A 24,447-nucleotide genomic window follows, 5' to 3' on the forward strand; every position below is an offset into this window, starting at 1 on the left:
AAACGCGACCTCATCCTGAGGGCCCGCTGTAGGCGGGCGTCTCGAAGGATGGCCGCAGATTACGTCGTCGGCTTCGGCGGCGGCGCAGTGCCCTGCGCCCACTTCTCCAGCTTGCCGAGCACGCCCCAGGCCGTAAGCGCCAGCGAGATCGGCATCGCGAACTGGCCGAGGCCCGGCACGGCCGACACGATCGTCCCGAGCAATCCGGCAATGCCGCCCGCGTTGGGGCTCGCCGTCACCGACGAGAGCAGCGCGGTGAGCACCGAGCCGCCGAGGCCGAGCGCGGTCTTCTTGCCGTCGAGCAGCTTGCCGATGGTCTCGCCGAGCGCGCCGTTGACCTGGCCGAGCACGGGCTTGCCGTCCTTGTTGAGCAGGGTGCTGAGCAGGTCGACGACCTGCTTCAGCTGATCGACGGGGGCGGGATTGGTCGGGGTGACTGGTCCTGGCATGGGCGCGGTCTTGTTGATGAGGGAGAAGAGCCGTTCGAACAGGCTGATCGGGTCGTTGGTGGCGGGCAGCGTGTTGCCCGGTGTCGTCGTCCCCGGCGTTACGCCGCCGGCAGACGGTCGCAGCAATTGCGCGAGGTCTTCCAGCCGCTTCAGGGCCTGGGACAGATCGCCGGTCTGCCCGGCGGTGCCCGACTGCGCCACGCGCGTGATGGCGGCGACCGTGGCCCCGTCGAGAAGCCCGGTATCCCTCAGGCCGTTCTGCTGCTGAAACTGCGAGACCGCAGCCCTGGTCTTCGGTCCGCTGATGCCGTCCTCTGCAAGCGGCGGATTGGCGCCGAGCTTGTTGAGCGCCTGCTGCATGAGAACGACCGTCGAGGCCATGTCGTCCTCGGGCTCGGCGCGGCCCACGAATTGCGGGCTGCCGTCGAGGCTGATCGAGGAATCGAGCGCCATCATCGCATGCAGGATCACCGCGGTGCCGAGTTGGGAATCGACGTGGTTCGAGTCGAACACGTGGTCGCGGACGAATTTGCCGCCCCTCGCCTCGGGCGGGCCGTACAGTGTCGAGCCGCCATAGAGATAGGGCGAATTGCAGCCCTTGGCGTGATAGCCGAAGCCGTTGAACGCCTCGAGCCGGAACAGAATCCGCCCGATGCCCCAGTCCTGGGCGCCGATGAAATTTTCGATTCTGAACGCGTCCACGGCGCCGTCCACGAACGTGGCGAACGGGCCGCGCCCTTTCGGGACGATGGTCGTCACGCGATGGATCGACTCGCCGTTGCCGAGATAGGTGTCGAAATCGAAGTTGGACTCGCGATAATGGCACAGGGCGGCAAAATACCAGGGAACGCCGGTCAGCCGCTCGATCTGCTGATAGGTCGCCTTGCCGTTGATCGCCTTGCGTGCGACCGCGTTGGCGTCGGCAAGGCGTGAGGGGCGGATCTCAAGACCGGCCCAATTTCGCTCGTATTCGCTTTTCAGACTCTCGAATGAGACCATTTCCCGCTCCCGCAAAATTATGAATTATCGAAATTGTATGAAAGTCAGAGTGAACCAGGCCCCGTGATCGGAACGTGACTCCAGCGTGATCGGCGCAAATGTGGCAGGTTGCCGGCGAGGCGCATGTGAAATGGCTTACAGCTCCAGCGGGAAAATCAGCGGCGGTATCGGGATCGCAGGGCGGCCGACGATGAGGGAACCCGCGGGGTCCTCCGCCCGTTAGCAACGCACACGGTCAGGAGGCTTGCTCGGGAGGCTTGCATGGCCAAGCGCGTCCTCGCGATCGGTATCGAACCCGGCGTTGCGGACTACAGCGCATTCCCGCAACTGACGCCGGAGCTCGTGCGCAATTATATCGAGGTGCAGCTCTTGCGTCTGCGCGATCGCGGCTACCAGGTCACGAGCTGCCTGATCGATGTCGACGCGGCGGCGGAAGCCGCGGTGACGGCGGCGCTGCGCGACGAGAGCTTCGACTGCATCGTGATCGGCGCGGGCCTGCGCGAGCCGGAGGCGCGCCTGCTGCTGTTCGAGAAGGTGCTCAACCTCGTCCACCGCCTGGCGCCGAATGCGGCGATCTGCTTCAACACCACGCCCGCCGACACCGCCGAGGCCGTGCAGCGCTGGATCGAGCCCTGAGCCGGAGGCGGCCTGCATGTGCATCGCACGCGGCACGGTCTGGGTGGCCGTCGAGCAGCGCCTCCGGCGCCAAAGCGGAGCGTCCCAGGCTGCGGCGGCGGCAATTTGTCTGGCTCGGATCCGCTTCCGGCGCTATGACACAGCTCACCACAGGGAGGGCGAGCATGCTTCGAGGTCTTCGCATTGGAAGTCTTGGGATCGCGGCATGTCTGACGGTTGCGATGGCGATGCCGGTGCATGAGGCGGCGGCCCAGGATGCCGTCGGCAGTGCGATCATCGGCGGTGTCGGCGGGGCGATCCTCGGCGGCGCGCTCGGTGGAGGCCGCGGTGCCGCAATCGGTGCCGTCGTCGGTGCCGGCACGGGCGCCGCGATTGCCTCGGAGGGCGAGCGCCGCCGCTCCGGTTACTACGCCTATCAGCGCGGCTGCTACATGCAGCGCCCCGACGGCCGCTACGTCCCGGTCGATCCCCGATATTGCTATTGAGGCCTGAAGGCGCGCTCGCGCTCTAGCTCTTTGCTGCCGCCGGCATGATCTGGAGCAGCGGCTCCGGCTGGATCGAGATCTGGCCGGCGAATGGCCGGTCGTGTGCGGCGATGAGCAGGACGGAGGTGGCGACCCCGGTCGCGAACAGGCCCATCGCGATCGCCGATCCCAGGCGGTTGTCGCAATGAACGAGGCCGATCACCACCAGCGCGCAGGCGGCCTGGAGGTACAGGCACCACCACTTGACCGTGTTCACTGCGGCGAGGCTGACGATGATCCGCTGCCGCCGTGCATCCAGCGCCTGCTCCAGCGCTGCGATGAGCTCGCGCTGCACGTTCGCCTGCCCCGTGCCTTGCGGCGTCATCGCGACGACGAGCTGCAAGGCTTCCGCAAGCGCAGGCGGCGTGACTTTCAACGAGACCTCCTGATGCGCCATCATCGGCCATTCCACCGTGACGGCCTGTCCGACATAGTCGCGGACCAGGCCGCGCAGCCGCGTCTCCTGCTCCGCCGGCAGGCCTGCGGCCAGCAGCACGGCGCTACGCAGCGCACTGGCCTCGCGGCTCACCGCAGCGCTGGCGCGGTCGCCGTCACCCCAGACCTGCGCCGCGGTGAAGGCGACGAACAGGCCGAAAATGATGCCGAGCACCGGCAGCATGCCCGGCGAGATCGCCTTCAGCGATTTCGCGCGCTCGCCGGTCGCGACAAGCGCGATGCCCGCGAAGATGGCAACGGCCAGAAGATAGGTGAAGCCAAAGATCACCAGCGCCATCAAGGGCAGCGGCAAATTGTGCAGCCAGTCGCTCATGCTGTCCTTGTGACCTGATTTGGATCCCTAGATCAACCGCATCCCGCGCAGGCTCGCGTGCCCGCTCCTGCCGACGATGATGTGGTCGTGCACGGCAATCCCGAGCGGCTTGGCGATGTCGATGATCGCTTTCGTCATCTGGATGTCGGCCTGTGACGGCGAGGGATCGCCGGAGGGGTGGTTGTGCAACAATCTACGGAGAGCACATAGAGGCTAGATTTTGTTATGTTTATTCGCCGCCTAAATTTGAACGGGGACGGTGATCGGGGGCGGCAAGTGGTGTCGGTTCGTGATCATCATACGGCGTCAATCTCCTTCCCGTTGGGTACTTTTGCGGCACGATGAATCATCAGGTTCTGCTTGTCGCCTGTGGGACAGTTCCTCTGCGCCAAGCGCGCCGTTATTCCACCTTTGGCGGGCCGTTCTGAGCGGACGCGACTTGCTTCGTCTCCTGTGGTCCCGGCGTGGAAGCTTGGTCGAGCGCAGACAATCGATTCAAGGCCTCGCGTAACACGGTGGCCGCATGATCTCGATCACTGGCGGACATCGCGTCGAGATTGAGGTCGAGTCTCAGGTTGGGCCGTTCCTCGTGCACGAACAGGCGCTCGGTACCGAGGTTCTCATAGGCGTCGACGACCTGATAGGTCGCGACGGGGTAGGCGATGCCCTTGACAGAAATGTGCCCACGCTCCTCACAATGGATCCGGTCGCGAACATTCGCGTAGGTTTCAAAGGATATGAGGATCTCGCCTGGGGTGGCGGCAGCCTCAAGCCGAGAGGCGAGGTTCACGCCGCCGCCGATGATGGTGTAGTCCATCCGATCCTCGCTGCCGAAGTTCCCGACGGTGCAGTATCCCGTGTTGATTCCGATCCGGCATTGGAGGGGCTTTTCGATTCCCGACGTTCGCCATACGTCCTGCAGCTCGAGCATCCTCTTCTGCATCGCGATGGCCATCTCGACGCAGGCGAGGGCGTCCTCCTTGACGCCGCGTGTCTCCGGATCACCGAAGAAGATGACGATGGCGTCGCCGACGTATTTGTCGACAGTCGCTCCATAGGAAAGGGCGATCTGCGACATCTCGGTCAGATAGTGGTTCAGCAGCCGGGTCAGGTCCTCGGACTCCAGCCGATCCGTCGTCTCGGTGAAGCCCGCGATGTCCGAAAAGAACACGGTCAGCTCTTTCCGGCGACTCGCGATTTTGACTTCCTGTTTTCCGGTGAAGATAGACTCGTATACTTGGGGCGAAAGGTATTTCGCGAGCTGGTTCGAGAGCTGCTCCAACGCCCTCGATTTTTCCGTGAGCTGGTTCTCGCGCTGCTTTAACTCTGTAACGTCCGAGTATACGGCCACCGTACCACCCTCGTCGATCTTGCGCTCGCTGACCAGGATCCAGCGACCGTCGCGTCGTTGCTGGACCTGCGGACCGCTCGGTTCCAGGTGACGGGCCATGCGTTCGCGGACCCACTCCTCGACCCGGCCGTCGGCATCTCGGACGTAGCCGCGCTCGGCGGCGCGTCGAACGATCCTTTCGAACGTCATGCCAGGCGATATCTCTACGGCGGTGTCGCCCGGATAAAGGAGCGTTCGATACTTGCTGTTGCAAACGACGAGGCGATCCTCGGCATCGTAGAGCGAGAAGGCCTCGGAGATGCTCTCAATCGCGACCGTCAACCGCCGGCGGCTTTCGCGAATCTCCTTCAGGTTCGATAGCTGGACCTCGATAGCCGTGTCCCGGAAGACGCCCAGCGCCTCTGCCATTCGGCCGATCTCGTCGCTGCGGTCGCGACCCGGCACGTCGATCGACGTGTCACCCGCGGCGAGGCCACTCATCGCCGCAGTAATGTTCTCAATGGGTCTTACGATTCGGGGCACCACATACAGCACCGCTATCACGATTGCGCCCAGTACGCTCAGAGCAGTGATGAGGAGAAGCAGGAGCCGGCCATCGCGGATGGCCAGGGCGGTGCGGACCGCCGCGGCATCGCTGCTGTTCTGGGCAGTCAGGACGAGTTCCGCCACCTCCTTGCCGAGACGCAGGACGAGCGCGTTGTTGGTCTGCAACGACGCTTGAGCAACCGCGATCTGGCGCAACTCCTCGCGTCGCAAGTTGAAGATATTTTCTGTGGAGGTGCCAAACGCGATCAGCTTTTCCGTGAGGCCCTTGAGCGTGTCGCCGTAAGCAGCGGGGGGAAGCCGTGCGAGCAGCTTCTCCGCGCGGCTCGCGGCCGCGACGAAGCGCTCCTGGAGCGGCTTGAGTGAAGTGGGATCAGGGACGCCGGCGGCCGCATTCAGCAGGCCCGCCGCCAGGTTGCCCTCGGCGCGCAGTGTCAGCAGCACCTGCAAGGTGTTCGCCCCACCCTCGACCAAGCCGGTGATCGCCTTCGTGCTCTTCGCCGTCACGTCCTCGCTGGTGGTGACGAGGTCGAAGCCGGCGTCGTCCACCATCGGCGTAAGCGTCTCGAACAGTTTGCGGTACGCCAACTCCACCGCCGCCGTCATGTCCTCACGCTTGATCTGGAGCGAGTGCCGCGTCTCGACGGGGGCACGGAGCTCCTGCGACCGGACTTGGAAAACGTTGTCCACGCCACGGCCGAGCCCAATCAACGACTTGCTCACCTCATGCAGCCGCCTGTTCTGGTTCGATTGAGGCAACGCCGCGAGACTCTTCTCGATCGCGGCCGCTGCAGCCGAGAACCGCTCGCGGATGGGCTGAATCAAGGCCGGATCGTCGACGTGCGCCGCTTCGCGCAGCAGGCTCGCCGCCAGATTGCCATCGGCGCGCAGCGTCAGCAGTGCCTGCAAGGCATTCACCCCGCCCTCGATCAGGCCTATGATCGCCTCCTTGCTCTTGGCCGTCACCTCCTCGCTGGTGGTGACGAGGTTGAAGCCGGCGTCGTCCACCAAAGGCTCCAAGGCGTTCTGGAACTTGGTCTCAACGACAGCAATATCCGCGATCGCGGTCTGCCTTTGCGCGCTCAGTCGGAGGCGCTGCGCGACAGCGCCGTCCAGCGCTTTGAGCTCGGTTGCGATCTTGCCCTCGATCTCGGTCAGATTGGCGAATCTTGCTTCGGCCATGCCCGTGACCCTCAGACTCTCGGTCACGGCAGAGATTTCATTCAACCTTCGAACGAGCTTCTCCTGTTCCTTGGACCGCTCCTCTTCGCTGCGGCTCGCAATGAGCGCTGGAGCCGTCGCCGTGATCTCCGCGCTCTTTTCGGCCAGCCGGAGCGAGGCCGCCATGCCGACGATGCTCTCAGCGGTGATCCGCGTCACCGATCTGTCGATGTCGGTGAATGCATACCACGCGACCACGCCGGCGCCGACAGTCAACATGGCCATCCCGCCGAATGCCAGGAACAGTTTGGCCTTGATGCCTAGGGCCGCCTTGCCGTCATGCTTGCGACCCACGCCGTTCGACTTCGAAGTGTGGGCTTCGACCGAGGTCGGTCCAGGATACTCTCGATTCGCCTGATCCATGACGGCATGCCATCGACTGAAGCGGGTCCGCGTTGCCCGGCGATGATGCGCCTGCCCGCCGCTTCAACGTTCCAGGCGGTCAACTGGTTTGAAGCTGCCATCCGCCCGGATCACGGTGAGGAAGACCTGGTCCATTCCCTGATTGTCGTCCGGGCCATAGGACAGCGTGATGCCGCCCAGATCGAACGTGCCGACTTCCTTGATGGTCGAAAGCAGCCCCGCCCGCGTAACCGGACCCTTCACCTTTCCCAAGGCTTCGATGACCAATCTGCCGACCATGTATCCCTCGAGCGAGACGAAGCCGATCTGCGCGTCCGGATTCGCTATCTTGAGCGCCTTTTGGTACCGGGCCACAAGCGGGATGCTCGTGTCCCCAGGGAACGGTACGACCTGAGTCACCACGACTCCTTTGCCGTCCTCGCCGAGTTCCTTCGCGAGAGCGTTGGCGCCGACGAATGAGATGTTGACGAAGACGGCGTCTAGCTTGAGCCGATGTGCCAGCTTGATGAACTCCGCGCACGGGCTGTAGGGACCGACCATCACGACGGCCTCGGGACCCGCCTTGCGTATCGCCAGCAGCGCAGTCTTCACCGCGGTCGTGTTGCGCTCGAAGGTACCTTCAGCGACCAGCTTCATGCCACGCTTTTCCATCGCCTTCGAGACTCCCGAGAGCCCGGCGCGACCGAAGGTGTCGTCCTGGTACAGGATCGCGATCCGCGACACGCCGAGGTCAGTGGTGAGATGCTCGATCCAGGCCTCCGTCTCCTGGTCATAGGAGCCGCGAATGTTGATCACGTTGCGGAGCGACGGGTTGCGCAAGAAGGCGGCGCCTGTAAACGGCCCGATGAACGGCACCCCCGCTTCCGTGGTGATCGGCTGCGCCGCGTTGGAGGTGGGCGTGCCCACTTCGCCGACGAGCGCGAACACCCCGTTCTCATCGATCAGGCGCTTGGTGTTGGCAATTGCCTTTTCCGGTTCGTAGCCGTCGTCATAGGAGACAAGCTCAAGCCTCCGACCGTTGACTCCGCCGGTGGCGTTGGCTTCGTTGAAGGACGCGAGAATACCTTCCCGCATGCCGAGACCCAACGCCGCCGCGGGCCCCTCGAAGGCCGCCGATTGTCCGAACAAGATCCGGTCGTCGTACACGCCTGGCTCGGCGCGAGCCGCGACGTCCATGAGCGAGATCGCGCCGAACCCCAGAATCGCAGCGACTGCAATCCCTCTGGGCCAGCATGTCATGCCGCGCTCCTTTGGTGAGGGCGCGATCCGAACCGAGGCGGCTATTGGAAACTAGCTCCCGGGCCGCTCGTTGGCGCACCCTAGTTTTGGAACTTTAACACATGGCGCGGCCGGACAACACCCAAAACCGCGGGTCAAATCGAAGCACTGTCCATGGTGCAACGGCGCTCCCGCGGCCGCACGCTCACAAGCGACCACCTGACGGTCGTCGAGGTCGGCGGCGGATTCTCGTACAAGTTCTGACACGCTTGGTGCCACCACCGATCGCGGCAGCCCGGAAGCGGAGACATCGCTCGCTCAGATCAACCGCATCGCGCGCAGGCTCGCGTGTCCGCTCCTGCCGACGATGATGTGGTCGTGCACGGCAATCCCGAGCGGCTTGGCGATGTCGATGATCGCTTTCGTCATCTGGATGTCGGCCTGTGACGGCGAGGGATCGCCGGAGGGGTGGTTGTGCACCAGGATCAGCGCGGTCGCCGACAATTCCAGCGCGCGCTTGATCACCTCGCGCGGATAGACCGGGGTGTGGTCGACCGTGCCGGTCTGCTGCACCTCGTCGGCGATGAGCTGGTTGCGCTTGTCGAGGAAGAGCAGGCGGAATTGCTCCTTGTCGGCAAAGGCCATGCTGGTGCGGCAATAGTCGATCACCTCGTTCCAGGACGACAGCGCGTTGCGGCTGTTGACCTCGCCCTTGGCGACGCGATGCGCCGCCGCTGCGATCAGCTTGAGCTGGTGGATCGCGGATTCGCCGATGCCGCCGACCTCGCGCAAGCGCGCCACCGGCGCGTGCACGACCTCGGCGAACGAGCCGAAGGTCTTGATCAGCGTCTTCGCGAGCGGCTTGGTGTCGCGCCGCGGCAGCGCCGGAAACAGCGCCATCTCCAAAAGCTCGTAGTCGCTGAGCGCATCGGCCCCGGCGCTGTAGAAGCGCTCGCGCAGCCGCTCGCGATGGCCGTGATAGTGTGGCGACTCTGGCTCGGGCTTCCTCGACGGAGCGTTGGGGCTGGTGCTGGACTTGGCGGGCATCGCACGCCAGCATTGCCTCGGAACCGCGCTTTTGCAACCGGCAATTGCGATGCGGTCAGCGGCGCGGCTTCAACCCCGGCACCAGCGCGGCGAGCCGATCCTTGATCGGACGGCCGAACAATGGACCGCCCATGCCTCCGGGCGGTGGGCCGGGTGGCGGACCGCCGCGCTTCCCCGGCGGAGGCGGCGGTGGGCCGGCGCGCCCGACCGTCGCATCCGTGCGGCGGTCGACGCCGAGGGTCAGCGTCGCGACGTAGCAGTCACGTTCCTCCTTGACCGCGCAGAAGGCGCGATGCTCGGGATCGGCGCGCTCGATGACGTGGTCGTTGGCGTTGATCACCATGCGCTGCCGCGCGCGATCGCCGTAGTCGGGCACGTTGGTGTAGATGAACTCGTTCAGCGCGTCGGGCAGGAAGGTCTGCCCGGTCAGCACGGTGCGGTCGTCGAGGAACACCTTGAAATGGATGTGCGTTGTGCGCCCGTCATACCAGCCGGGATAGATGGTGTTGAAAACGACCCAGCCGGCCTCGTCGGTGATTTGCGTGCCGCGCAGGAATGTCTTGCTGGTCGCATCGATGTTGTGGGCATCCCCCTGGCCGGGAAAGGCCGAATAAAGCCCCTTGGCGTCGCAATGCCAGATGTCGACCCGCGCGCCCTTGATGGCCGTGCAGGGACCTGCCTCGATCACGCGCAGCTTCAGCGACAGCGGCACGCCGGGCTTGCCCTCGGCGATGTCGGATCGAACGAGTTTCGGGTCGGAATAAAACGGCCCTTCCTCTGCCTGTGGTGTCAGGATGCAGGCGGGCTCGCCGTCTGTTGCAGCAGGAGATGCCTCCACGCGGCCCGGCAGCAGGCCCGCGGCGCTGATTGACACAAATCCGAGAAAGCCGCGGCGCGTCGACGTGCTCACCCATCTCTCCTGTCTGATTGACGACAGATCGTCATCGGCAGGCAGGATGGCAAGATCAGGCCGCGCAGATGACGATATTCAGCCGACCTGTTTCCCGTTGTGTCGTACGGGCGAGGGGGCCGTGACGGCAACCGTTCCGGCGAGGATGAGCGCCATCCCGGCAAGAAGCGACCAGGTGAAGCGCTCGCCGAGCCATGCGGTGCCGAGTGCCACCGCAAAGCCTGCACGCAAATAGCTCCCGCTCGTCGTGCCGAGCGGGCCAAGCGTGCGGATCAGGCGGAAATAGATCACCATGGCAAGCGCGGTGCAGACCACCGCGAGGCCGAGCACCGCGACGATCGCCTGCGCCGTCGGTGCCAGCGTCCATGGCCGCTCGAGCGTTGCGGCTGCGGGGAGCATCAGCACGGCTGCGCAGCTCATGGCCCCGGCTGCCGTGACGATCGCGGGAAGGCCCGAGAAGCGCTGCCCCCATATCGGCGCGACAGCATAGCAGAGGCTCGCGCACAGCACGGCCGCTTGCGCCAGCGGCGCCGTCGTGCCGATCCCCGAGAGCGCATCGGCCCCCATGGTCACGGCAACGCCGGCAAGGCCGAGCGCGACGCCGATGATCTTCCGGCCGCTGATGCTCTGCCGTCCGTGCCCGATCACCACCGCGATCGCGAGCACGAACATCGGCGGGGTCGCATTGAGCACGCCGGCAAGACCGCTCGCAATATGCGCCTCGCCCCAGCTGATCAGGGTGAACGGCAGCGCGCTTTGCAGCAGCCCTTGCACGAAGAAGGCCCCCCACATCGAGGTGCAGCGGGGAAGCGCGTGTCCTTGCGCGAGAGCGATCAGGAGCAGGAGAATGGCCGCGATCGTCACCCGCGCCGCGACCATCGTGAAGGGCGGAATCGTCGGGATCGCGACCTTGATCAGCGTGAACGAGCTGCCCCAGATCAGCGCCAGCAACAGCAGGAGCCCGACCTCGAATACGAGCGTGGCTTGTCCTGACGTCGTTGGTTGCGCCTGTGTGCTCATGCGAATTTGCTCCCGTCGTGATCGGCACCATGATCCGGAGCGACGGCGCGGGCTGGCCGAATTCGGACCTCATCGCCCGATCGAGTCCAATTTCAGCTACTCGGCGAGCGGTGCTGCCATTATCCTTCCGCCATGGCGACAGGCTCGGCGCATCGGCAGACGCTGCCACCGCATCTCGACTGGGACACCTGCGACCGGGCGCGGCTCGCGCGTGCGCGCGCGTTCGACGGCCTGTTCTTCTCCGGCGTTCGCTCGACGCGGATCTATTGCCGGCCGGTCTGTCCGGTTCGCCCCGCGCGCTCCGAGAACGTGACCTTCTATCCGACCGCAGCCGCCGCGGAGCGCGCCGGCTTCCGCCCGTGCCTGCGTTGTCGTCCGGAAACGGCGCCGGGGTCGCCGGCCTGGATGGGGACCGCCACCACCGTCGCGCGCGGCATGCGCCTGATCAATGACGGTTTCCTGGATCGCGCGTCCATGGTGGAGCTTGCAGAGGCGCTCGGTGTCGGGCCGCGCCATCTGCTTCGTCTCTTCATGCGCCACGCCGGCGCGAGCCCGAGCGAGATCGCGGCGACCCGCCGCGTGCAGGAAGCCAAGCGTCTGATCGACCAGACCAGCATGACATTGGCGGAGATCGCCTTCGCCGCGGGCTTCGGCAGCGTTCGCAGATTCAACGATGCCTTTGCCGCAACCTACAGGCGGCCGCCGTCGTCATTCCGCCGCCGGCGATAGGACGGCGGCGGGATCAGCCGATCTGCTTCTCGCCGTGTCGCTCCGACAGCGTGAAGATCTCGACGCCCGTCGCGGTCACGCCGACGGAGTGCTCGAACTGCGCCGACAGCGAACGGTCGCGGGTCACGGCGGTCCAGCCGTCGGAGAGGATCTTCACATGCGGCTTGCCGAGATTGATCATCGGCTCGATGGTGAAGAACATGCCGGGCTTGAGCTGAACGCCTTCGCCGGGCCGGCCGATATGGATGATGTTCGGCTCGTCGTGGAACATGCGCCCAAGGCCATGGCCGCAGAAATCGCGCACCACGCTCATGCCCTGCGGCTCCACGAAACTCTGGATGGCGTGGCCGATGTCGCCGGTGGTGGCGCCGGGCTTCACCGCGGCGATGCCGCGCATCATGGCCTCATACGTCACCTCGATCAGCCGCTCGGCCTTGCGCGCGATCGGGCCGACCGCATACATCCGGCTGGAATCGCCATACCAGCCGTCGACGATGAAGGTGACGTCGATGTTGACGATGTCGCCCTCCTTCAGCGGGCGGTCGCCGGGCATGCCGTGGCAGACCACGTGGTTGAGCGAGGTGCAGGTCGAGTAGCGATAGCCGCGATACATCAGCGTCGCCGGATAGGCGCCGTGGCTGAAGGCGAAGTCGCGGACGAATTCGTCGATGCGCGAGGTCGGCACGCCCGGCCCGACGATGTCGGTGAGCTCGTCGAGGCACTTCGCCACCAGCGCGCCCGCCTTGCGCATGCCGGCAAAGGCGCTCGGGCCATGTAGCTTGATCTGTCCGGTCTTGCGCAGGGAGGTATCGGAGGCTTCGACGTAGCTCATGCTTGTGCGGTCTTTACGGGCTCGATGCGGCGGAAAGGCTTGATTTCAGGCCTAATCTAATGATCGCGGGCCTTCATGCAAGCCGAGCCTGCGCTTTGCGCCCGAAAGCGGGCCTAATTCGGGACTTCTACGGTGGTTTCCACCGGCAGGGCGCCGCCGCGGACGCGGATTTCGCGGACGGGATAGGGAACCCGGATGCCCTCGCGCTTGAAGGCCTCCCACAGCGCCAGCATCACGTCGCTTTTGACATTGTCCATGCCGTCGGGGTCGGCGAGCCAGAGGGTCAGCGAGAACTTCATCCCGGCCTCCGCGAACTCGGTCAGGATGCAGTTCGGCGGCTTGGCCTTCTGCGCGCGGGGATGGGCTATGGCCGTCTCGATGGCGAGCTTGCAGACCAGCCTGGGGTCGGCGTCGTAATTGGTGCCGAACGCGATCTTCACCAGCGTGTTCTTGTCGGTATAGGTCCAGTTGACGACCTTCTGCGTCACCAGATCCTCGTTCGGGACCAGGAATTCGCGGCCGTCGCCGGCGGCGACGGAAATATAACGCGTCTTCATCGCGCTGATGCGCCCGGTGTTGTCGCCGATGGTGACGAGATCGCCTGGCTTAACCGACTTGTCGGCGAGCAGGATGATCCCCGAGATGAAATTGGCCACGATCTTCTGCAGGCCGATACCGATGCCGACGCCGACCGCGCCGGAGAACACCGCGAGCGCCGAGAGGTCGATGCCGACCGCGCCGAGCGCGATGACGATTGCGATGGCCAGAAGTCCGATGCGGATGATCTTGACCAGCAGCACCTGCACCGACGGCGTCAGATCGGTGGTCGAATTGATCCGGCTCTCGGCGAAATTGCTGGCGATGTTGGTGGCCCACAGCGCGATCAGCAGGAGCGCGCCGGCCTTGATCACCAGCAGCGGGGTCAGCCGCAGGCCGCCGAGCACGATCGCGAAGGAATCGAGCAGTTCGATCGTCGCATCGAGCTGGCCGAGGATGGAGAGGGCTGCGACGAACCACGCCGTGATCGACACCAGCTTGACGATGAAGGCGTTGCGCAGCACCGAGGTCACCAGCCGGATCGCGAGCCAGGCAAGGCCGAGCTTGGCGGCGACCATCAGGAGATAGCTGCGGCTCGGCCAGGTCGCGTGGTACAGCACCACGCGGGAGATGATCACGAGCAGGGTGAACACCGCCGTCGAGGCGCTCGAGACCATCACCCGGACGAAGTGCCGGAGCGGCAGCGGCCAGCCCATCGCCAGCGAGGTCATGTCGACGCGGTTGCGCACGCCGGCTTCCGCGGCATAGGCGATTCCGGCCGCGGCCAGAATGAGGCCGAATTGCAGATAGAACCAGGGAGAGGAGACTTCCGCCCCGACGCTGCGCGCGGTGGTCTGCACGAACTCCATGAAGTCCTTGAGGTCCATGTCCATCGGGTCGGTCTCGTCGGGAAGCGGGCGGGAGGATTTGATTCGAGGGCGCCGCAGAATCCCACAAAGGGCGCGGCTGGACCATCGATACACCGCTAAGTGAAGTGCGTTAAGGCCGCAAAATGCGGGCAGATTGCCGCGAGCGGGAGAAAATGGGTTGGCGCGCCGGTGCAGCGACGATAAGGATGCATAAGCACATGTTTTTGAGATGGGAAATTCCGTCGAGGGCGGCGCGCTTCGCCTCTCCCCGCCTGCGGGGAGAGGCCGAAATTCGAGCGAAGCTTGAATTTCGGGTGAGGGGGACTCTCCACGAGTCCAGTTGCCACTGTCCTCGCGGAGACTCCCCCTCAACCCACCCTCTCCCCGCAAGCGGGGCGAGGGAGTGCCCGGCCGGTGGCCCCCTGACTGAATTCGTCGATCACCCGGAGTAACCCGCAGCACCGCATGGCTTCCCTCGACTCTGTCAGCCTCGCCATATTGCTCGGCGCCGTCCTGGTGATGGCGGGTATCCTGTCGAGCCTGCTCGCGCTGCGCTTCGGCGCGCCCTTGCTGCTCGTCTTCCTCGTGATCGGCATGCTCGCCGGCGATTCCGGCCCCGGGCAGCTCCAGTTCGACGACGTCCGCACCACCTATCTGGTCGGGTCGGTGGCGCTCGCCCTGATCCTGTTCGACGGCGGCCTACGGACGCGCTTTGCTAGCATCCGCACCGTGCTTGCGCCGTCCGTGGTGCTGGCAACCGTCGGCGTGCTCTTGACCGCGCTGATCACGGCGCCATTCGCCAAATACGCGCTCGACCTCAACTGGACCGAGTCGCTGCTGGTCGGCGCCGTCGTGGCCTCGACCGACGCGGCCGCGGTGTTCCTGCTGGTGCACACCCAGGGCCTGCGCCTGCGCCCGCGCGTCGGCGCGACGCTGGAGGCCGAGTCCGGCACCAACGACCCCTTCGCGATCTTCCTCACTCTGATGCTGGTCGAATACATCTCGCTGGGATCGAGCTCGGCGGGGCACGTGCTGTTGGAGTTCCTGCAGGAGGCGGTGCTGGGCGCCGTCGTCGGCTTCTTCGGCGGACGTCTCGTCGTCATCGCGCTCAACCAGGTGGCGCTGCCGCAGGGCCTGCATGCGCCGTTCGTCACCACCGCCGCGCTCGTGATCTTCGGCGGTTCGCAGATCATGCACGCCTCGGGCTTCCTCGCGGTCTATCTCGCCGGCATCATCATCGGCAATCGCCCGACCCGCGCGCATAATTCGGTGGTGACCTTCCTCGATGCCGCGACCTGGCTGGCGCAGATCGTGATGTTCGTGCTGCTCGGTCTGCTGGTCTCGCCGAGCCGGCTCGGCGCCAGCGTGCTGCCGGCTGTCGCCGTCGCGCTCGTGCTGATGCTGGTCGCGCGGCCGCTCGCGGTGTTCGTGTGCCTGGCGCCGTTCCGCTTCAACTGGCGCGAAAGGATCTTCATCGCCTGGACCGGCCTGCGCGGTGCGGTCGCGATCTTCCTGGCGTCGATCCCGATGCTGGTCGGCCTGTCCAAGGCCTATCTCTATTTCGACGTCGCCTTCGTCGTCGTCATCATCTCGCTGCTGCTGCAAGGCTGGACCCTGGCGCCGGCCGCGCGCAAGCTGCACGTCGCGCTGCCGCGCGCCGAGCGCGGCCCGCGGCGTGTCGAACTGGATCTGCCCGGCCAGCTGGAGCAGCAGCTCGTCGGCTATCCGGTGCGATCCAAGAGCCTGTACTTCCGCCGCGGCCTGATCCCGTCCTGGTCGAAGCCGACGCTAGTGATCCGCAACGAGAACATCTTGACGCCGACGGAGGCCGATCCGATCGCGCCCGGCGACTACATCTATCTGCTGGCGCCGCCGGAAAAGGCCGAGTCGCTCGACCGCTTCTTCGTCGACATGCAGCCCAGCACCGCGCCGGATCCGCATCTGCTCGGCGACTTCATGGTCTCCGCCGAGCATACGCTGGCCGAGCTCGCCGAGATCTACGGCGTGAAGGTGAGCGAGGACGAAGCCAAGCTGACGCTCGCCGACTATTTCGACGTTCATCTCGACCGCGCGCCGAAAGAGGGCGCCGAGCTTGCGCTGGACGAGATCGTGCTGGTGGCGCGCTCTATCTCCGGCGGCCGCGTCAACGTCGTCGGCCTGCGTCTGCCGGAGGACGAGGAAACGCCGCCGCCGCTGACGCGCCGGCAAGCGCTGCGGAAGAAGTTTGCGGAGCTGTGGACCTCGGTCGCGGGGGTTTAGCGGCTCGCGAGAGTTGGGGGCCGTTTCCTCAATTCCGCTGTCATCGCCCGCCTTGTGCGCAATTGCGCACTGGGGCGGGCGATCCAGTATTCCAGAGGCGGTTATGACTAAGCCGAGAAGCCGCGGCGTACTGGATGCCCCGGTCAAGCCAGGTCAAGCCGGGGCATGACACCTTCTATGTGGCGAAGGCCGGCGCAACTCACGCCCCCGCCGGCACCGCTTCCTTCCAATGCCGCGCGATCGCTGCCCTTGGCGCGATCCACGCGGTGCCGCTTGCCGTGATATGCGCCAGGATCCGCTCCAGCGCGCCGATGCGGCCGGGGCGGCCGATCATGCGCAGATGCAAGCCGATCGACATCATCTTCGGCGATGTCTCGCCCTCGCGCCGGAGCCATTCGAACGCGTCGATGACGTAGTCGGCAAAGTCCGCGCCGCTGAAACGGCCGGAATTGTAATATTGCATGTCGTTGGTGTCGAAGGCATAGGGCAGGACCAAATGCTGCTTGCCGCCGACGTCGCTGTAATAGGGCAGGTCGTCATTGTAGGCGTCGCTGTCGTAGAGAAAGCCGCCGTCCTCGACCAGCAGGCGCCGCGTGTTCGGCGAGGTCGCCGAGCGCGTGTGCCAGCCGACCGGGCGCTGTCCCGTGACGCGTTCGATCGCCGCCACCGTGTTCGCGATGACCTCACGCTCGCTGGCCTCGTTCATCTCGGCATGGCTTTGCCAGCGCCAGCCATGCGCCGACACCTCGTGGCCGCGCGCGATGGCATCGCGCGCGAGGTCCGGCGAACGCTCGACCGCGCGGCCGCAGGAGCTCACCGTCACGTTGACGCCATGGGCGTCGAACAGGTCCATGATGCGCCACCACGCGGCGCGCGTGCCGTATTCGAAATGGCTGTCGATGCAGCTATCAGGCCCGTCGAGCTTGTGGACCACCTCGTAGATTGCTTCGTTGCTGGCGTCGCCGTCGTTGACGGAGAATTCCGAGCCCTCCTCGAAATTCACCACCAGCGACACCGCGACGCGCGCGCCGTTCGGCCAGCGTGCATGTGGCGGCTTGCCGCGATAGCCGGCGAAGTCGCGATGAGAGATGGGTTGCTTTTGGTCGCTCATGGAATCAGTCCGAGGTTCCGGCCATGCGATGCAGGCCGACGACGCGGTCGCTGACGAACAGCAGGATCACCGTGCCAGCCAGGATGAGGGTGGAGAGCGCCGCGAGCGTCGGGTCGGGCGCCTCCTCGATGTATTGCAGCATGCGGATCGGCAGCGTCTTGGTGCGGACGTCGGCGAGGAAGATCGACACCGGGTAATTGTCGAACGAGGCCAGGAACGAGAAGATCCCGGCGATCAGGAACGACGGCGCCAGCGCCGGCACCATCACACGCAGCACGCTGCCGGGATAGGTGCAGCCGAGCGTCCGCGCCGCCTCGATCAGCGTGAAGTCGAACCGCGCAAGGCCTGCGATCATCGTGCGCGCGACGTAAGGCAGAGTGATCACGAGATGCGCGATCAGCAGCGTCGCCCAGGGCGCGGTGAAGCCGACGGCGCGAAAGCCCTGCAGCAGCGCGATGCCGAGCACGAGACCCGGCATCATCAGCGGTGAAACCAGCGCGGTGGCAAAGATGCTCGCGCCCGGCAGTTTTCCACGCGCGATCGCGATCGCCGCGAGCGTACCGCAGACCAGCGAGATCGCGGTCGACAGCAGCGCGATCTGAAGCGAGAGCAGCAGCGACGGCCAGAAGCCGTCGAGCCGTCCGATCCGGCCGTACCAGCGCGTCGATGCGCCGGTGAGCGGCAGGTCGAATACCGGCGTCGGCGAGAAGCTTGCCGCCGCGATCACCAGCAGCGGCACGATCAGGAACAACGCCAGGGCGATGGCCATCACCCAGCAAAAAGCGATCGCGGTGCGCGTCATCACTTCGGCTCCCGCGACAGGCGCGCACTCAGGGTGACGATGGCGATCGCGATCGCCAGCAGCACGACGCCGGCGGCGGCACCGAAGCCGGGCTCGCGCGCCAGCAGATAGGCCTTTGCGATCGTGGTTGCCAGCGTCGGATATTTTTCGCCGATCAACAGCGTCGGCACCACATAGGCGGAGACCGACAACGAGAACACCAGCGCGACGCCTGCGATGATGCCCGGCAGCGTCAGCGGCAGGATCACGTGAAAGAATGTCACGATCGGGGACGCACCGAGCGTGGAGGCCGCTTCCGCATAGCGCGGATCGAGCTGGGCCACGATGGCGTAGATCGGCAGGATCATGAAGGGCAGGAAGATGTTGACGGCGCCGACGATCAGCGCGGTCTCGGTGAAGATCATCCGGATCGGGTCCTCGATGATGCCGAGCGCCATCAGCGTCTCGTTGACGATGCCGTCGCTGCGCAGCAGGATCGTCCAGGCGAAGGCCTTGACGATGACGCTGGCGGCGAGCGGCAGGAACAGCGTCGCCAGCAATACCGAGCGCAAGGCGCCGCGGGCGCGCGCCAGCGCGAAGGCGGCGGGATAGCTGATCAGGAAGGCAATGATCGTCGTCAGCAGTCCCAGCCGCAGCGAATTCCAGATCACGCCGAGATAATAGGGCGTGCCGAGCAGGCGCCTGTAGTTGGCGAGGGGCAGTCCGTTGCCGTCGATGACGCTGACGCCGAGCAGCAGCACCAGCGGCAGGGCGAACACGCCGGCGATGATGACGAAGGACGGCAGCACGAAACCGATCGCGGCGAGCCGCTCGCGATCCACCGCGGGCGCCGCCACCGGCGCGGGAAGGGCGGCTTCCGTCATGCCTGCGCCTCCATCGGAAACGCAAAGGTCTCGGTGACAGGCCAGCTCAGGCGGATCTCGTCATGCACGCGCGGGATCGCGCCGTCGCGCTCGGAGAGTTCGGCGAGCAGGCTTTCGCCGGCGCCGGCATCGACCTCGACCAGCGTGCGCGAGCCCTGGAACACCACGGAGCGGACGCGCCCGGCCGCAGAATTGGCCTCGCCCTGCTCACTGATCCGAAGCTGCTCTGGGCGCGCCGCAACGATGACGGGGGAACCTGTCTGGAAATTGCCGAGCGCCGAGAGGCGGCCGACCTTGGTCTCGACGTCGACCTTGCCATCGTTGGCGGAAAGCACCGTGCCGGCAATCCGCGTCGACAGCCCGACGAAATTGAGCGCGAACAGGCTGGCGGGGCGCAAGTAGAGTTCGCGCGGCTCCGCGAGTTGCTCGATGCGCCCCTTGTTCATGACCGCGACGCGGTCCGACATGGTCAGCGCCTCGTCCTGGTCGTGGGTCACGAAGATCGCGGTCGCCTTCACGTCCTGGAGCAGGCGGCGCAGCTCGACCTGCATCTCCTCGCGCAGCTTGCGATCGAGCGCCGAGAGCGCCTCGTCGAACAGCAGCACGTCGGGCTCGACCGCAATCGCCCGTGCCAGTGCCACGCGCTGCTGCTGCCCGCCCGACAGCGCCGAGATGCGCCGTCCCGCGAGATGGCCGAGCTTGACCAGCACCAGCGCGCGTTCGACCGCGGCGTCGATCTCGCGCTTCGCCGCGCCGCGCACCTTGAGCCCGAACGCGACGTTGCCGGCGACGGTCAGGTGTGGAAACAGCGCGTAGCTCTGGAACACGACGCCGACATTGCGCTTGTGCGGCGGCGCGTTGGTGATGTCACGTCCGGCGAGCTCGACCTTGCCCGCATCCGGCTGCGCGAGCCCCGCGATGGCGCGGAGCAGCGTGGTCTTGCCGCAGCCGGAGGGGCCGAGCAGCGTCACCAGCTCGCCGCGCCGGATGGTGAGATCGATGTGATCGAGGACCGTCGTCGGTCCGTATCGCTTCGAGACGCTGCGGACGACGAGATGCGGGGCGGCTTCGCTCATGTCATCTCCTTGCTCCAGCGGTCCACCCAGCCGGCGCGGTTCTTGGCGACGAACGCCCAGTCCGGCGCGAACAGCGCGGCCGGATCGGGGAAGCCCGCCGGCGTCGGCGTGCCCATGTTGGTCGGTGCGACAAAGGCCTTGTCGGCGAGAATGGTCTGCGCTTCCGGGCTCAGGAAGAAGTCGATCACCGCATCGGCAAGAACGCCGGCGGGGGCACCAGCCACCTTGGCGATGCCCGAGGGCATTGCAAAACCGCCGTCCTGCGGCACGGCGAGATCGACCGGTGAGCCCTCGGCCTTGCGGATCAGCGTGTAGGCCGAGAACTGGCCGCCGATCATCCAGGCCTCGCCCTGCTCCATCAGATTGATGGCCTGCGGCGCGTTGGTATAGACGTTGAGCAGGTTGGCCTTCAGCTCCTTCACCTTCTTGAAGGCGGCGTCGATCTCGTACTGCGCTTCCTTGTAGGATTTGCCGGTCTCGAGATGCGCGGCCGCCAGCAGCGTCCAGAAGCCTTCGGTGTTGGAGAGCGACGGCACGATCACTCTTGAGGCATATTTGCCGTCCCACAGGTCGGCCCATTTCGCGGGCGCCGTCTTCATGCGCTTGGTCGAATAGGCGATGCCGGCCCAGGGCCGCTGGTAATTCGCCCACATCCCGTCCTGGTGCACCGAGCCGTCCACCAGCTTGCCGAGATTGGCAATCGACGAAGCCGACATCTTGGTGATCAGGCCCTCGCTGGCGGCCGGCAGCATCACCGGATCGTCCATGATGACGACCGAGATCTTTGGCGCGGCCTTGTCGGCCTGCATCTTCTGGAGATTGGTCAGCGAATTGGTGCCCTCATAGAGCACCTTGCAGTCGAGCTTCTTCTCCAGCACCGGAAACAGATCGGCGTTGAAATACTTTGCGGCGCCCGCGGGGCCGCCGATGACGATCTCCTTGGGCGCGGCGCGCAGCCGCGCCGGGGCCGCCAGAACCGCGGCGAGGGCCGCGCCGGACTTCAGAACGCTGCGTCGGGAGGGGGTGTGCATGGGCATGTCCCGTTTGTTGTGCGTAAGGCTTGCATCGAGGCAGCAGCAAGCGCCATGCCAAATGTGCACATTTTTATAAAGATAAATAATTTCAATATGTTGATCTGATTTCGAGTTTGAGACCTGCGCGGTCGCGCGGCAAATGTGCACATTTTTTGGAGGTGACGCTGCGCATCCTTTGAGCCTAGCTATTGCCATGGCGACGCAGCGCAGGCGAAACGGCAAGGGAATCGGCAAGGCGAATCCGGCGGAGGACGAGGCGGTCTATCAGGCCATCCTGCACGCGCTGCTGGAGGGCAAGCTGAAGGCCGGCACCAAGCTCGCCGAACCGCCGCTCGCCGACATCTTTGGCGTGTCGCGCGAGCGCATCCGCAAGGTGTTGCATCGGCTGGGCGCGGAGCGGCGGCTGGAGATGATCCCCAACCGCGGCGCCCGCGTGCCGCGCCCGACGCTCGACGACGTCCGCAGTGTCTATGAAGCGCATCGCGTGCTCGAAGCGGGCGTGCTGACGCAGCTCGTCCGCCATGTCGACGATGCCCTGATCGAGCGGTTGACAGCGCATCTCGCCGAGGAGCGCGCCGCCGCCACGCGCGGCGATCGCGCCGCGTCGGTGCGGCTGTCGGGCGCCTTCCACGTCCATCTGGTCGAGGCGCTCGGCAATGCCGAGCTGTCGCGCTTCCTCGCCGATCTGCTCAGCAGGTCCTCGGTGATGGTCTCGGTCTACGAGCCCGCCACCGATTCGATCTGTGCCGTGGACGAGCACGGCGCCATCGTCGAAGCGCTACGTGCCCGCGACGTGGCGCGGGCCATTGCCGTGTCGCGCGAGCACTTCCTGCACGTGGAGAGCCGCCTGCACTTGGACGATGATGCGGCGCCGGCAGGGCAGGATCTGACCGCTGTGTTCGCCGCGGTGAAGCCGAAGCGGCGGAAGGGGCGGTAGTCTCCGCTGTCATTGCCCGCGAAGGCGGGCAATCCAGTATTCCAGAGGCGCCAGCGATTGAACCGAGAAGCCGCGGCGTACTGGATGCCCCGCCTTCGCGGGGCATGACGGTGGTGGTGACGAGAAAGTCGTAGCCCGGATGGAGCTACGTCAGCACCTTCACCCCGCCGAACGACGTCACGCGGCCCTGCTTCAACACCACGATCTGCGTCGCGAGCTGGCGCAATTCGGCGACGTCGTGGCTGACATAGACCATGGGGACGTTGGCCTCGTCCCGCAGCCGCACCAGATAGGGCAGGATCTCGAGCTTGCGGCCCTCGTCGAGCGCGCCGAGCGGCTCGTCGAGCAGCAGCAGGCGCGGCTTCGACAACAGCGCGCGGCCGAGCGCGACGCGCTGGCGCTCGCCGCCGGAGAGCTTTCCGGGGCGGCGACCCTGCAGGGCGCCGATGTCGAGCAGGTCGATGATGCGCTTGTGCTGCGCCGGATCGGACGGCAGGCCGTTCATCCGCCTTCCGTAGTCGAGATTCTGCGCGACGTTGAGATGCGGAAACAGCCGCGCGTCCTGGAACACATAGCCGATGCGGCGGCGCCAGGTCGGCACATGGATGCCGGCCGCGGTGTCGTCGACGGTCTCGCCGTCGATCACGATGGTGCCGCGGTCGGGTCGCAACAGCCCTGCGATCATGTTGACCAGCGAGCTCTTGCCGGCGCCCGATGCGCCGAACAGGCCGATGACGCGGCCTTCGCTGCTGAAGGTCGCTGCAAGGGTGAACTCACCGAGTTGTTTTTCGACATCGACCCGCAGCATGGTCAATTCCCGTGCAGGCGCGCGGTGGCGCGGCGGGCGAACCATTCGGCGGCGATCAGCGCACCCAGCGCCAGGATGATCGAGACGATCACAAGCCGGCCCGCAGCGGCGTCGCCATCGGGCGTCTGGATCAGCGAATAGATCGCGGAGGAGATCGTCTGGGTCTCGCCGGGAATGTTGGAGACGAAGGTGATGGTGGCGCCGAACTCGCCGATCGCTTTCGCAAAGCCGAGCACCATGCCGGCGAGCACGCCGGGCAGCGCCAGCGGCAGCGTTACCGTGAAGAACACCTTCCAGGGCGCCGCGCCGAGCGTCTCGGCGGCCTGCTCGAGCTTGCGGTCGATCGCCTCGATCGACAGCCGCATCGGGCGCACCAGCAATGGGAACGACATCAGGCCACATGCGAGCGCAGCACCAGTCCAGCGGAACGCGAAGACGATGCCGAGAGTGTCAGCCAGGAATCCACCGACGAGTCCCTTGCGGCCGAAGGTGAGCAGCAGGAGATAGCCGGTGACGACAGGCGGCAGCACCAGCGGCAGGTGCACCACCGCGTCGAGAAACGACTTGCCCCAGAAGTCATGGCGGGCAAGCAGCCATGCCAGCGCAATGCCGAACGGCGTCGCCACCAGCGTTGCGACGACGGCGACCCTGAGCGAGAGCAGGATCGCGGTCCATTCGGCGGGTGAGATCTCGAACATCAAGTCGCAGATATCACGTCGTGGGGCTGACCAGGAACTTGAAGCCGTATTTTTCCAGAATCGTCTTGGCCACGGTCGAGCGCAGGAAGGCGAGATAGTCGCTGGTCTCGCCCTTCGCGGTCGTGGTCGCGGCGACCGGATAGATGATCGCGGGATGCGAATCCGCCGGGAAGGTGCCGACGATCTTCACGCCCGGCTCGACCTTGGCGTCGGTCGAATAGACGATGCCGAGGTTGGCCTCGCCGCGCGCGACCAGCGTCAGCGCGGCACGCACGCTCTCGGCCATGGCGAATTTCGGCTCGGCCGCCTGCCACGCGCCGAGCTTCTCCAGCGCCGCTTTCGCATATTTGCCTGCCGGCACCGACTTGACGTCGCCGGTCGCGATCCTGCCGTCACCGGCGAGCTTGGCGAGGTCGAAACCCTGCGCGATGGTGACGTTGTTGATCGCCGAATCCTTCGGCGCGATCAGCACGATGCTGTTGCCGAGCAGATTGACGCGGGTCGGCTCGTTGATGGTCTTCTTGGCTGTAGCGTAGTCCATCCAGTCGGTGTCGGCGGAGACGAACACGTCGGCCGGTGCGCCCTGCTCGATCTGCTTGGCGAGCACCGAGCTTGCGGCATAGCTGACGCTGAACTTGACGCCGGTTTTTGCGGTGTAGGCGGCATCGATCTCGTCGAGCGCGTTCTTCATCGAGGCGGCGGCGAACACGGTGATGGTCTTGTCCTCGGCGGCGGCGGGCGCGAAGGCCGCGAGCAGAACGACGAAGGCAGAAAAAAGTACGGAAAGGCGAGACATCTGGAGCGCTCCATGCGCGCATGCGCGCGCCAATAGCGCACGCAAG

At 65.7% G+C, this 24,447-nt stretch carries 22 protein-coding genes and 1 pseudogene; 5 read left to right on the forward strand and 18 right to left on the reverse strand.

Translation table 11 applies throughout. From position 1 onward, the window contains the following. Window positions 1-59 precede the first annotated feature (59 nt). Window positions 60-1,448 (reverse strand): peptidoglycan-binding protein, encoded by a 1,389-nt coding sequence (locus BM118_RS19450; protein ID WP_092187125.1) that lies wholly within the window; start codon window positions 1,446-1,448, stop codon window positions 60-62. A 261-nt stretch (window positions 1,449-1,709) separates the two neighbouring features. Here BM118_RS19450 and BM118_RS19455 point away from each other — a divergent pair, with 261 nt between their 5' ends. Beyond that, entirely contained in the window at window positions 1,710-2,084 is a 375-nt protein-coding gene (locus tag BM118_RS19455; protein ID WP_092187126.1) for a hypothetical protein, read from the forward strand. A 164-nt stretch (window positions 2,085-2,248) separates the two neighbouring features. Then, complete coding sequence (locus BM118_RS19460; protein WP_092187127.1) at window positions 2,249-2,569, forward strand: YMGG-like glycine zipper-containing protein; 321 nt, start codon at window positions 2,249-2,251, stop codon at window positions 2,567-2,569. 22 nt (window positions 2,570-2,591) lie between these two features. On the opposite strand, the gene BM118_RS19465 is transcribed toward BM118_RS19460, so the two are convergent. From BM118_RS19465 to BM118_RS19495, 7 genes and pseudogenes are all read right to left on the reverse strand, one after another. After that, window positions 2,592-3,377 (reverse strand): bestrophin-like domain, encoded by a 786-nt coding sequence (locus BM118_RS19465; RefSeq protein WP_092187128.1) that lies wholly within the window; start codon window positions 3,375-3,377, stop codon window positions 2,592-2,594. 27 nt (window positions 3,378-3,404) lie between these two features. Beyond that, a pseudogene (locus tag BM118_RS19470) lies at window positions 3,405-3,569 on the reverse strand (JAB domain-containing protein); the annotation flags it as partial. A 208-nt stretch (window positions 3,570-3,777) separates the two neighbouring features. Continuing rightward, window positions 3,778-6,855, reverse strand: coding sequence for an adenylate/guanylate cyclase domain-containing protein (locus tag BM118_RS19475; RefSeq protein WP_244550185.1), 3,078 nt, complete (start codon window positions 6,853-6,855; stop codon window positions 3,778-3,780). 63 nt (window positions 6,856-6,918) lie between these two features. After that, a complete protein-coding gene (locus BM118_RS19480) occupies window positions 6,919-8,094 on the reverse strand; it encodes an ABC transporter substrate-binding protein (protein ID WP_092187129.1) in 1,176 nt (391 codons plus the stop codon). Between the two features lie 297 nt (window positions 8,095-8,391). Then, window positions 8,392-9,120, reverse strand: a complete 729-nt coding sequence (radC, locus tag BM118_RS19485; protein ID WP_092187130.1) for a RadC family protein — start codon at window positions 9,118-9,120, stop codon at window positions 8,392-8,394. A gap of 55 nt (window positions 9,121-9,175) precedes the next feature. Further along, window positions 9,176-10,030, reverse strand: coding sequence for an intradiol ring-cleavage dioxygenase (locus tag BM118_RS19490; RefSeq protein ID WP_092187131.1), 855 nt, complete (start codon window positions 10,028-10,030; stop codon window positions 9,176-9,178). A 78-nt stretch (window positions 10,031-10,108) separates the two neighbouring features. Next, window positions 10,109-11,050, reverse strand: coding sequence for a DMT family transporter (locus BM118_RS19495; RefSeq protein WP_092187132.1), 942 nt, complete (start codon window positions 11,048-11,050; stop codon window positions 10,109-10,111). 132 nt (window positions 11,051-11,182) lie between these two features. Between BM118_RS19495 and BM118_RS19500 the strand changes: the two genes are divergently transcribed. Beyond that, complete coding sequence (locus BM118_RS19500) at window positions 11,183-11,779, forward strand: bifunctional transcriptional activator/DNA repair enzyme AdaA (RefSeq protein WP_092187133.1); 597 nt, start codon at window positions 11,183-11,185, stop codon at window positions 11,777-11,779. 13 nt (window positions 11,780-11,792) lie between these two features. Here the strand turns inward: BM118_RS19500 and map are convergent, their stop codons facing one another. Next, window positions 11,793-12,611 carry a type I methionyl aminopeptidase gene (map, locus tag BM118_RS19505; RefSeq protein WP_092187134.1) on the reverse strand — a complete coding sequence of 273 codons (819 nt, stop codon included), beginning with the start codon at window positions 12,609-12,611 and terminating at the stop codon, window positions 11,793-11,795. A 113-nt stretch (window positions 12,612-12,724) separates the two neighbouring features. Beyond that, entirely contained in the window at window positions 12,725-14,041 is a 1,317-nt protein-coding gene (locus BM118_RS19510; protein WP_177234463.1) for a mechanosensitive ion channel family protein, read from the reverse strand. Window positions 14,042-14,482: 441 nt separating this feature from the next. Between BM118_RS19510 and BM118_RS19515 the strand changes: the two genes are divergently transcribed. Further along, a complete protein-coding gene (locus BM118_RS19515; RefSeq protein WP_092187135.1) occupies window positions 14,483-16,276 on the forward strand; it encodes a potassium/proton antiporter in 1,794 nt (597 codons plus the stop codon). 199 nt (window positions 16,277-16,475) lie between these two features. Here the strand turns inward: BM118_RS19515 and BM118_RS19520 are convergent, their stop codons facing one another. Genes BM118_RS19520 through BM118_RS19540 form a run of 5 tightly spaced genes read right to left on the reverse strand, consistent with a single transcriptional unit; the run spans window position 16,476 to window position 21,159 of the window. Next, window positions 16,476-17,387, reverse strand: a complete 912-nt coding sequence (locus BM118_RS19520; protein ID WP_092187136.1) for a polysaccharide deacetylase family protein — start codon at window positions 17,385-17,387, stop codon at window positions 16,476-16,478. Between the two features lie 4 nt (window positions 17,388-17,391). Further along, window positions 17,392-18,189, reverse strand: a complete 798-nt coding sequence (locus tag BM118_RS19525; protein ID WP_092187137.1) for an ABC transporter permease — start codon at window positions 18,187-18,189, stop codon at window positions 17,392-17,394. Next, entirely contained in the window at window positions 18,189-19,052 is an 864-nt protein-coding gene (locus BM118_RS19530; protein WP_092187138.1) for an ABC transporter permease, read from the reverse strand. Before BM118_RS19530 ends, BM118_RS19525 begins: the two co-directional genes overlap by 1 nt. After that, a complete protein-coding gene (locus BM118_RS19535; RefSeq protein WP_092187139.1) occupies window positions 19,049-20,128 on the reverse strand; it encodes an ABC transporter ATP-binding protein in 1,080 nt (359 codons plus the stop codon). The genes BM118_RS19530 and BM118_RS19535 overlap by 4 nt, the downstream gene beginning before the upstream one ends. Further along, on the reverse strand, window positions 20,125-21,159 hold the full coding sequence (locus BM118_RS19540) for an extracellular solute-binding protein (RefSeq protein ID WP_092187558.1): 1,035 nt from the start codon (window positions 21,157-21,159) through the stop codon (window positions 20,125-20,127). Before BM118_RS19540 ends, BM118_RS19535 begins: the two co-directional genes overlap by 4 nt. A gap of 190 nt (window positions 21,160-21,349) precedes the next feature. On the opposite strand from BM118_RS19540, the gene BM118_RS19545 reads away from it, so the two are divergent. Beyond that, complete coding sequence (locus tag BM118_RS19545) at window positions 21,350-22,099, forward strand: GntR family transcriptional regulator (protein ID WP_441299758.1); 750 nt, start codon at window positions 21,350-21,352, stop codon at window positions 22,097-22,099. A gap of 145 nt (window positions 22,100-22,244) precedes the next feature. Here BM118_RS19545 and modC read toward each other — a convergent pair whose 3' ends face one another. Genes modC through modA form a run of 3 tightly spaced genes read right to left on the reverse strand, consistent with a single transcriptional unit; the run spans window position 22,245 to window position 24,401 of the window. Next, window positions 22,245-22,907, reverse strand: coding sequence for a molybdenum ABC transporter ATP-binding protein (gene modC / locus BM118_RS19550; RefSeq protein WP_092187141.1), 663 nt, complete (start codon window positions 22,905-22,907; stop codon window positions 22,245-22,247). A 2-nt stretch (window positions 22,908-22,909) separates the two neighbouring features. Beyond that, the gene (gene modB, locus BM118_RS19555) at window positions 22,910-23,605 is read right to left on the reverse strand and encodes a molybdate ABC transporter permease subunit (RefSeq protein ID WP_027548030.1); all 696 of its coding nucleotides are present in this window, start codon (window positions 23,603-23,605) and stop codon (window positions 22,910-22,912) included. A 13-nt stretch (window positions 23,606-23,618) separates the two neighbouring features. Beyond that, window positions 23,619-24,401 (reverse strand): molybdate ABC transporter substrate-binding protein, encoded by a 783-nt coding sequence (gene modA / locus BM118_RS19560; protein ID WP_092187142.1) that lies wholly within the window; start codon window positions 24,399-24,401, stop codon window positions 23,619-23,621. Between the last annotated feature and the right edge of the window lie 46 nt (window positions 24,402-24,447).

Source organism: Bradyrhizobium sp. cf659 (genome assembly GCF_900113725.1).
Taxonomy (GTDB): Bacteria; Pseudomonadota; Alphaproteobacteria; order Rhizobiales; family Xanthobacteraceae; genus Bradyrhizobium.

Bases quoted from the DNA above. Each gene is read 5' to 3' on its own strand.
- BM118_RS19450 (WP_092187125.1), bottom strand. From the start codon at position 1,448: ATGGTCTCATTCGAGAGTCTGAAAAGCGAATACGAGCGAAATTGGGCC.
- BM118_RS19455 (WP_092187126.1), top strand. From the start codon at position 1,710: ATGGCCAAGCGCGTCCTCGCGATCGGTATCGAACCCGGCGTTGCGGAC.
- BM118_RS19460 (WP_092187127.1), top strand. From the start codon at position 2,249: ATGCTTCGAGGTCTTCGCATTGGAAGTCTTGGGATCGCGGCATGTCTG.
- BM118_RS19465 (WP_092187128.1), bottom strand. From the start codon at position 3,377: ATGAGCGACTGGCTGCACAATTTGCCGCTGCCCTTGATGGCGCTGGTG.
- BM118_RS19475 (WP_244550185.1), bottom strand. From the start codon at position 6,855: ATGGATCAGGCGAATCGAGAGTATCCTGGACCGACCTCGGTCGAAGCC.
- BM118_RS19480 (WP_092187129.1), bottom strand. From the start codon at position 8,094: ATGACATGCTGGCCCAGAGGGATTGCAGTCGCTGCGATTCTGGGGTTC.
- radC (WP_092187130.1), bottom strand. From the start codon at position 9,120: ATGCCCGCCAAGTCCAGCACCAGCCCCAACGCTCCGTCGAGGAAGCCC.
- BM118_RS19495 (WP_092187132.1), bottom strand. From the start codon at position 11,050: ATGAGCACACAGGCGCAACCAACGACGTCAGGACAAGCCACGCTCGTA.
- BM118_RS19500 (WP_092187133.1), top strand. From the start codon at position 11,183: ATGGCGACAGGCTCGGCGCATCGGCAGACGCTGCCACCGCATCTCGAC.
- map (WP_092187134.1), bottom strand. From the start codon at position 12,611: ATGAGCTACGTCGAAGCCTCCGATACCTCCCTGCGCAAGACCGGACAG.
- BM118_RS19510 (WP_177234463.1), bottom strand. From the start codon at position 14,041: ATGGACATGGACCTCAAGGACTTCATGGAGTTCGTGCAGACCACCGCG.
- BM118_RS19515 (WP_092187135.1), top strand. From the start codon at position 14,483: ATGGCTTCCCTCGACTCTGTCAGCCTCGCCATATTGCTCGGCGCCGTC.
- BM118_RS19520 (WP_092187136.1), bottom strand. From the start codon at position 17,387: ATGAGCGACCAAAAGCAACCCATCTCTCATCGCGACTTCGCCGGCTAT.
- BM118_RS19525 (WP_092187137.1), bottom strand. From the start codon at position 18,189: ATGACGCGCACCGCGATCGCTTTTTGCTGGGTGATGGCCATCGCCCTG.
- BM118_RS19530 (WP_092187138.1), bottom strand. From the start codon at position 19,052: ATGACGGAAGCCGCCCTTCCCGCGCCGGTGGCGGCGCCCGCGGTGGAT.
- BM118_RS19535 (WP_092187139.1), bottom strand. From the start codon at position 20,128: ATGAGCGAAGCCGCCCCGCATCTCGTCGTCCGCAGCGTCTCGAAGCGA.
- BM118_RS19540 (WP_092187558.1), bottom strand. From the start codon at position 21,159: ATGCACACCCCCTCCCGACGCAGCGTTCTGAAGTCCGGCGCGGCCCTC.
- modC (WP_092187141.1), bottom strand. From the start codon at position 22,907: ATGCTGCGGGTCGATGTCGAAAAACAACTCGGTGAGTTCACCCTTGCA.
- modB (WP_027548030.1), bottom strand. From the start codon at position 23,605: ATGTTCGAGATCTCACCCGCCGAATGGACCGCGATCCTGCTCTCGCTC.
- modA (WP_092187142.1), bottom strand. From the start codon at position 24,401: ATGTCTCGCCTTTCCGTACTTTTTTCTGCCTTCGTCGTTCTGCTCGCG.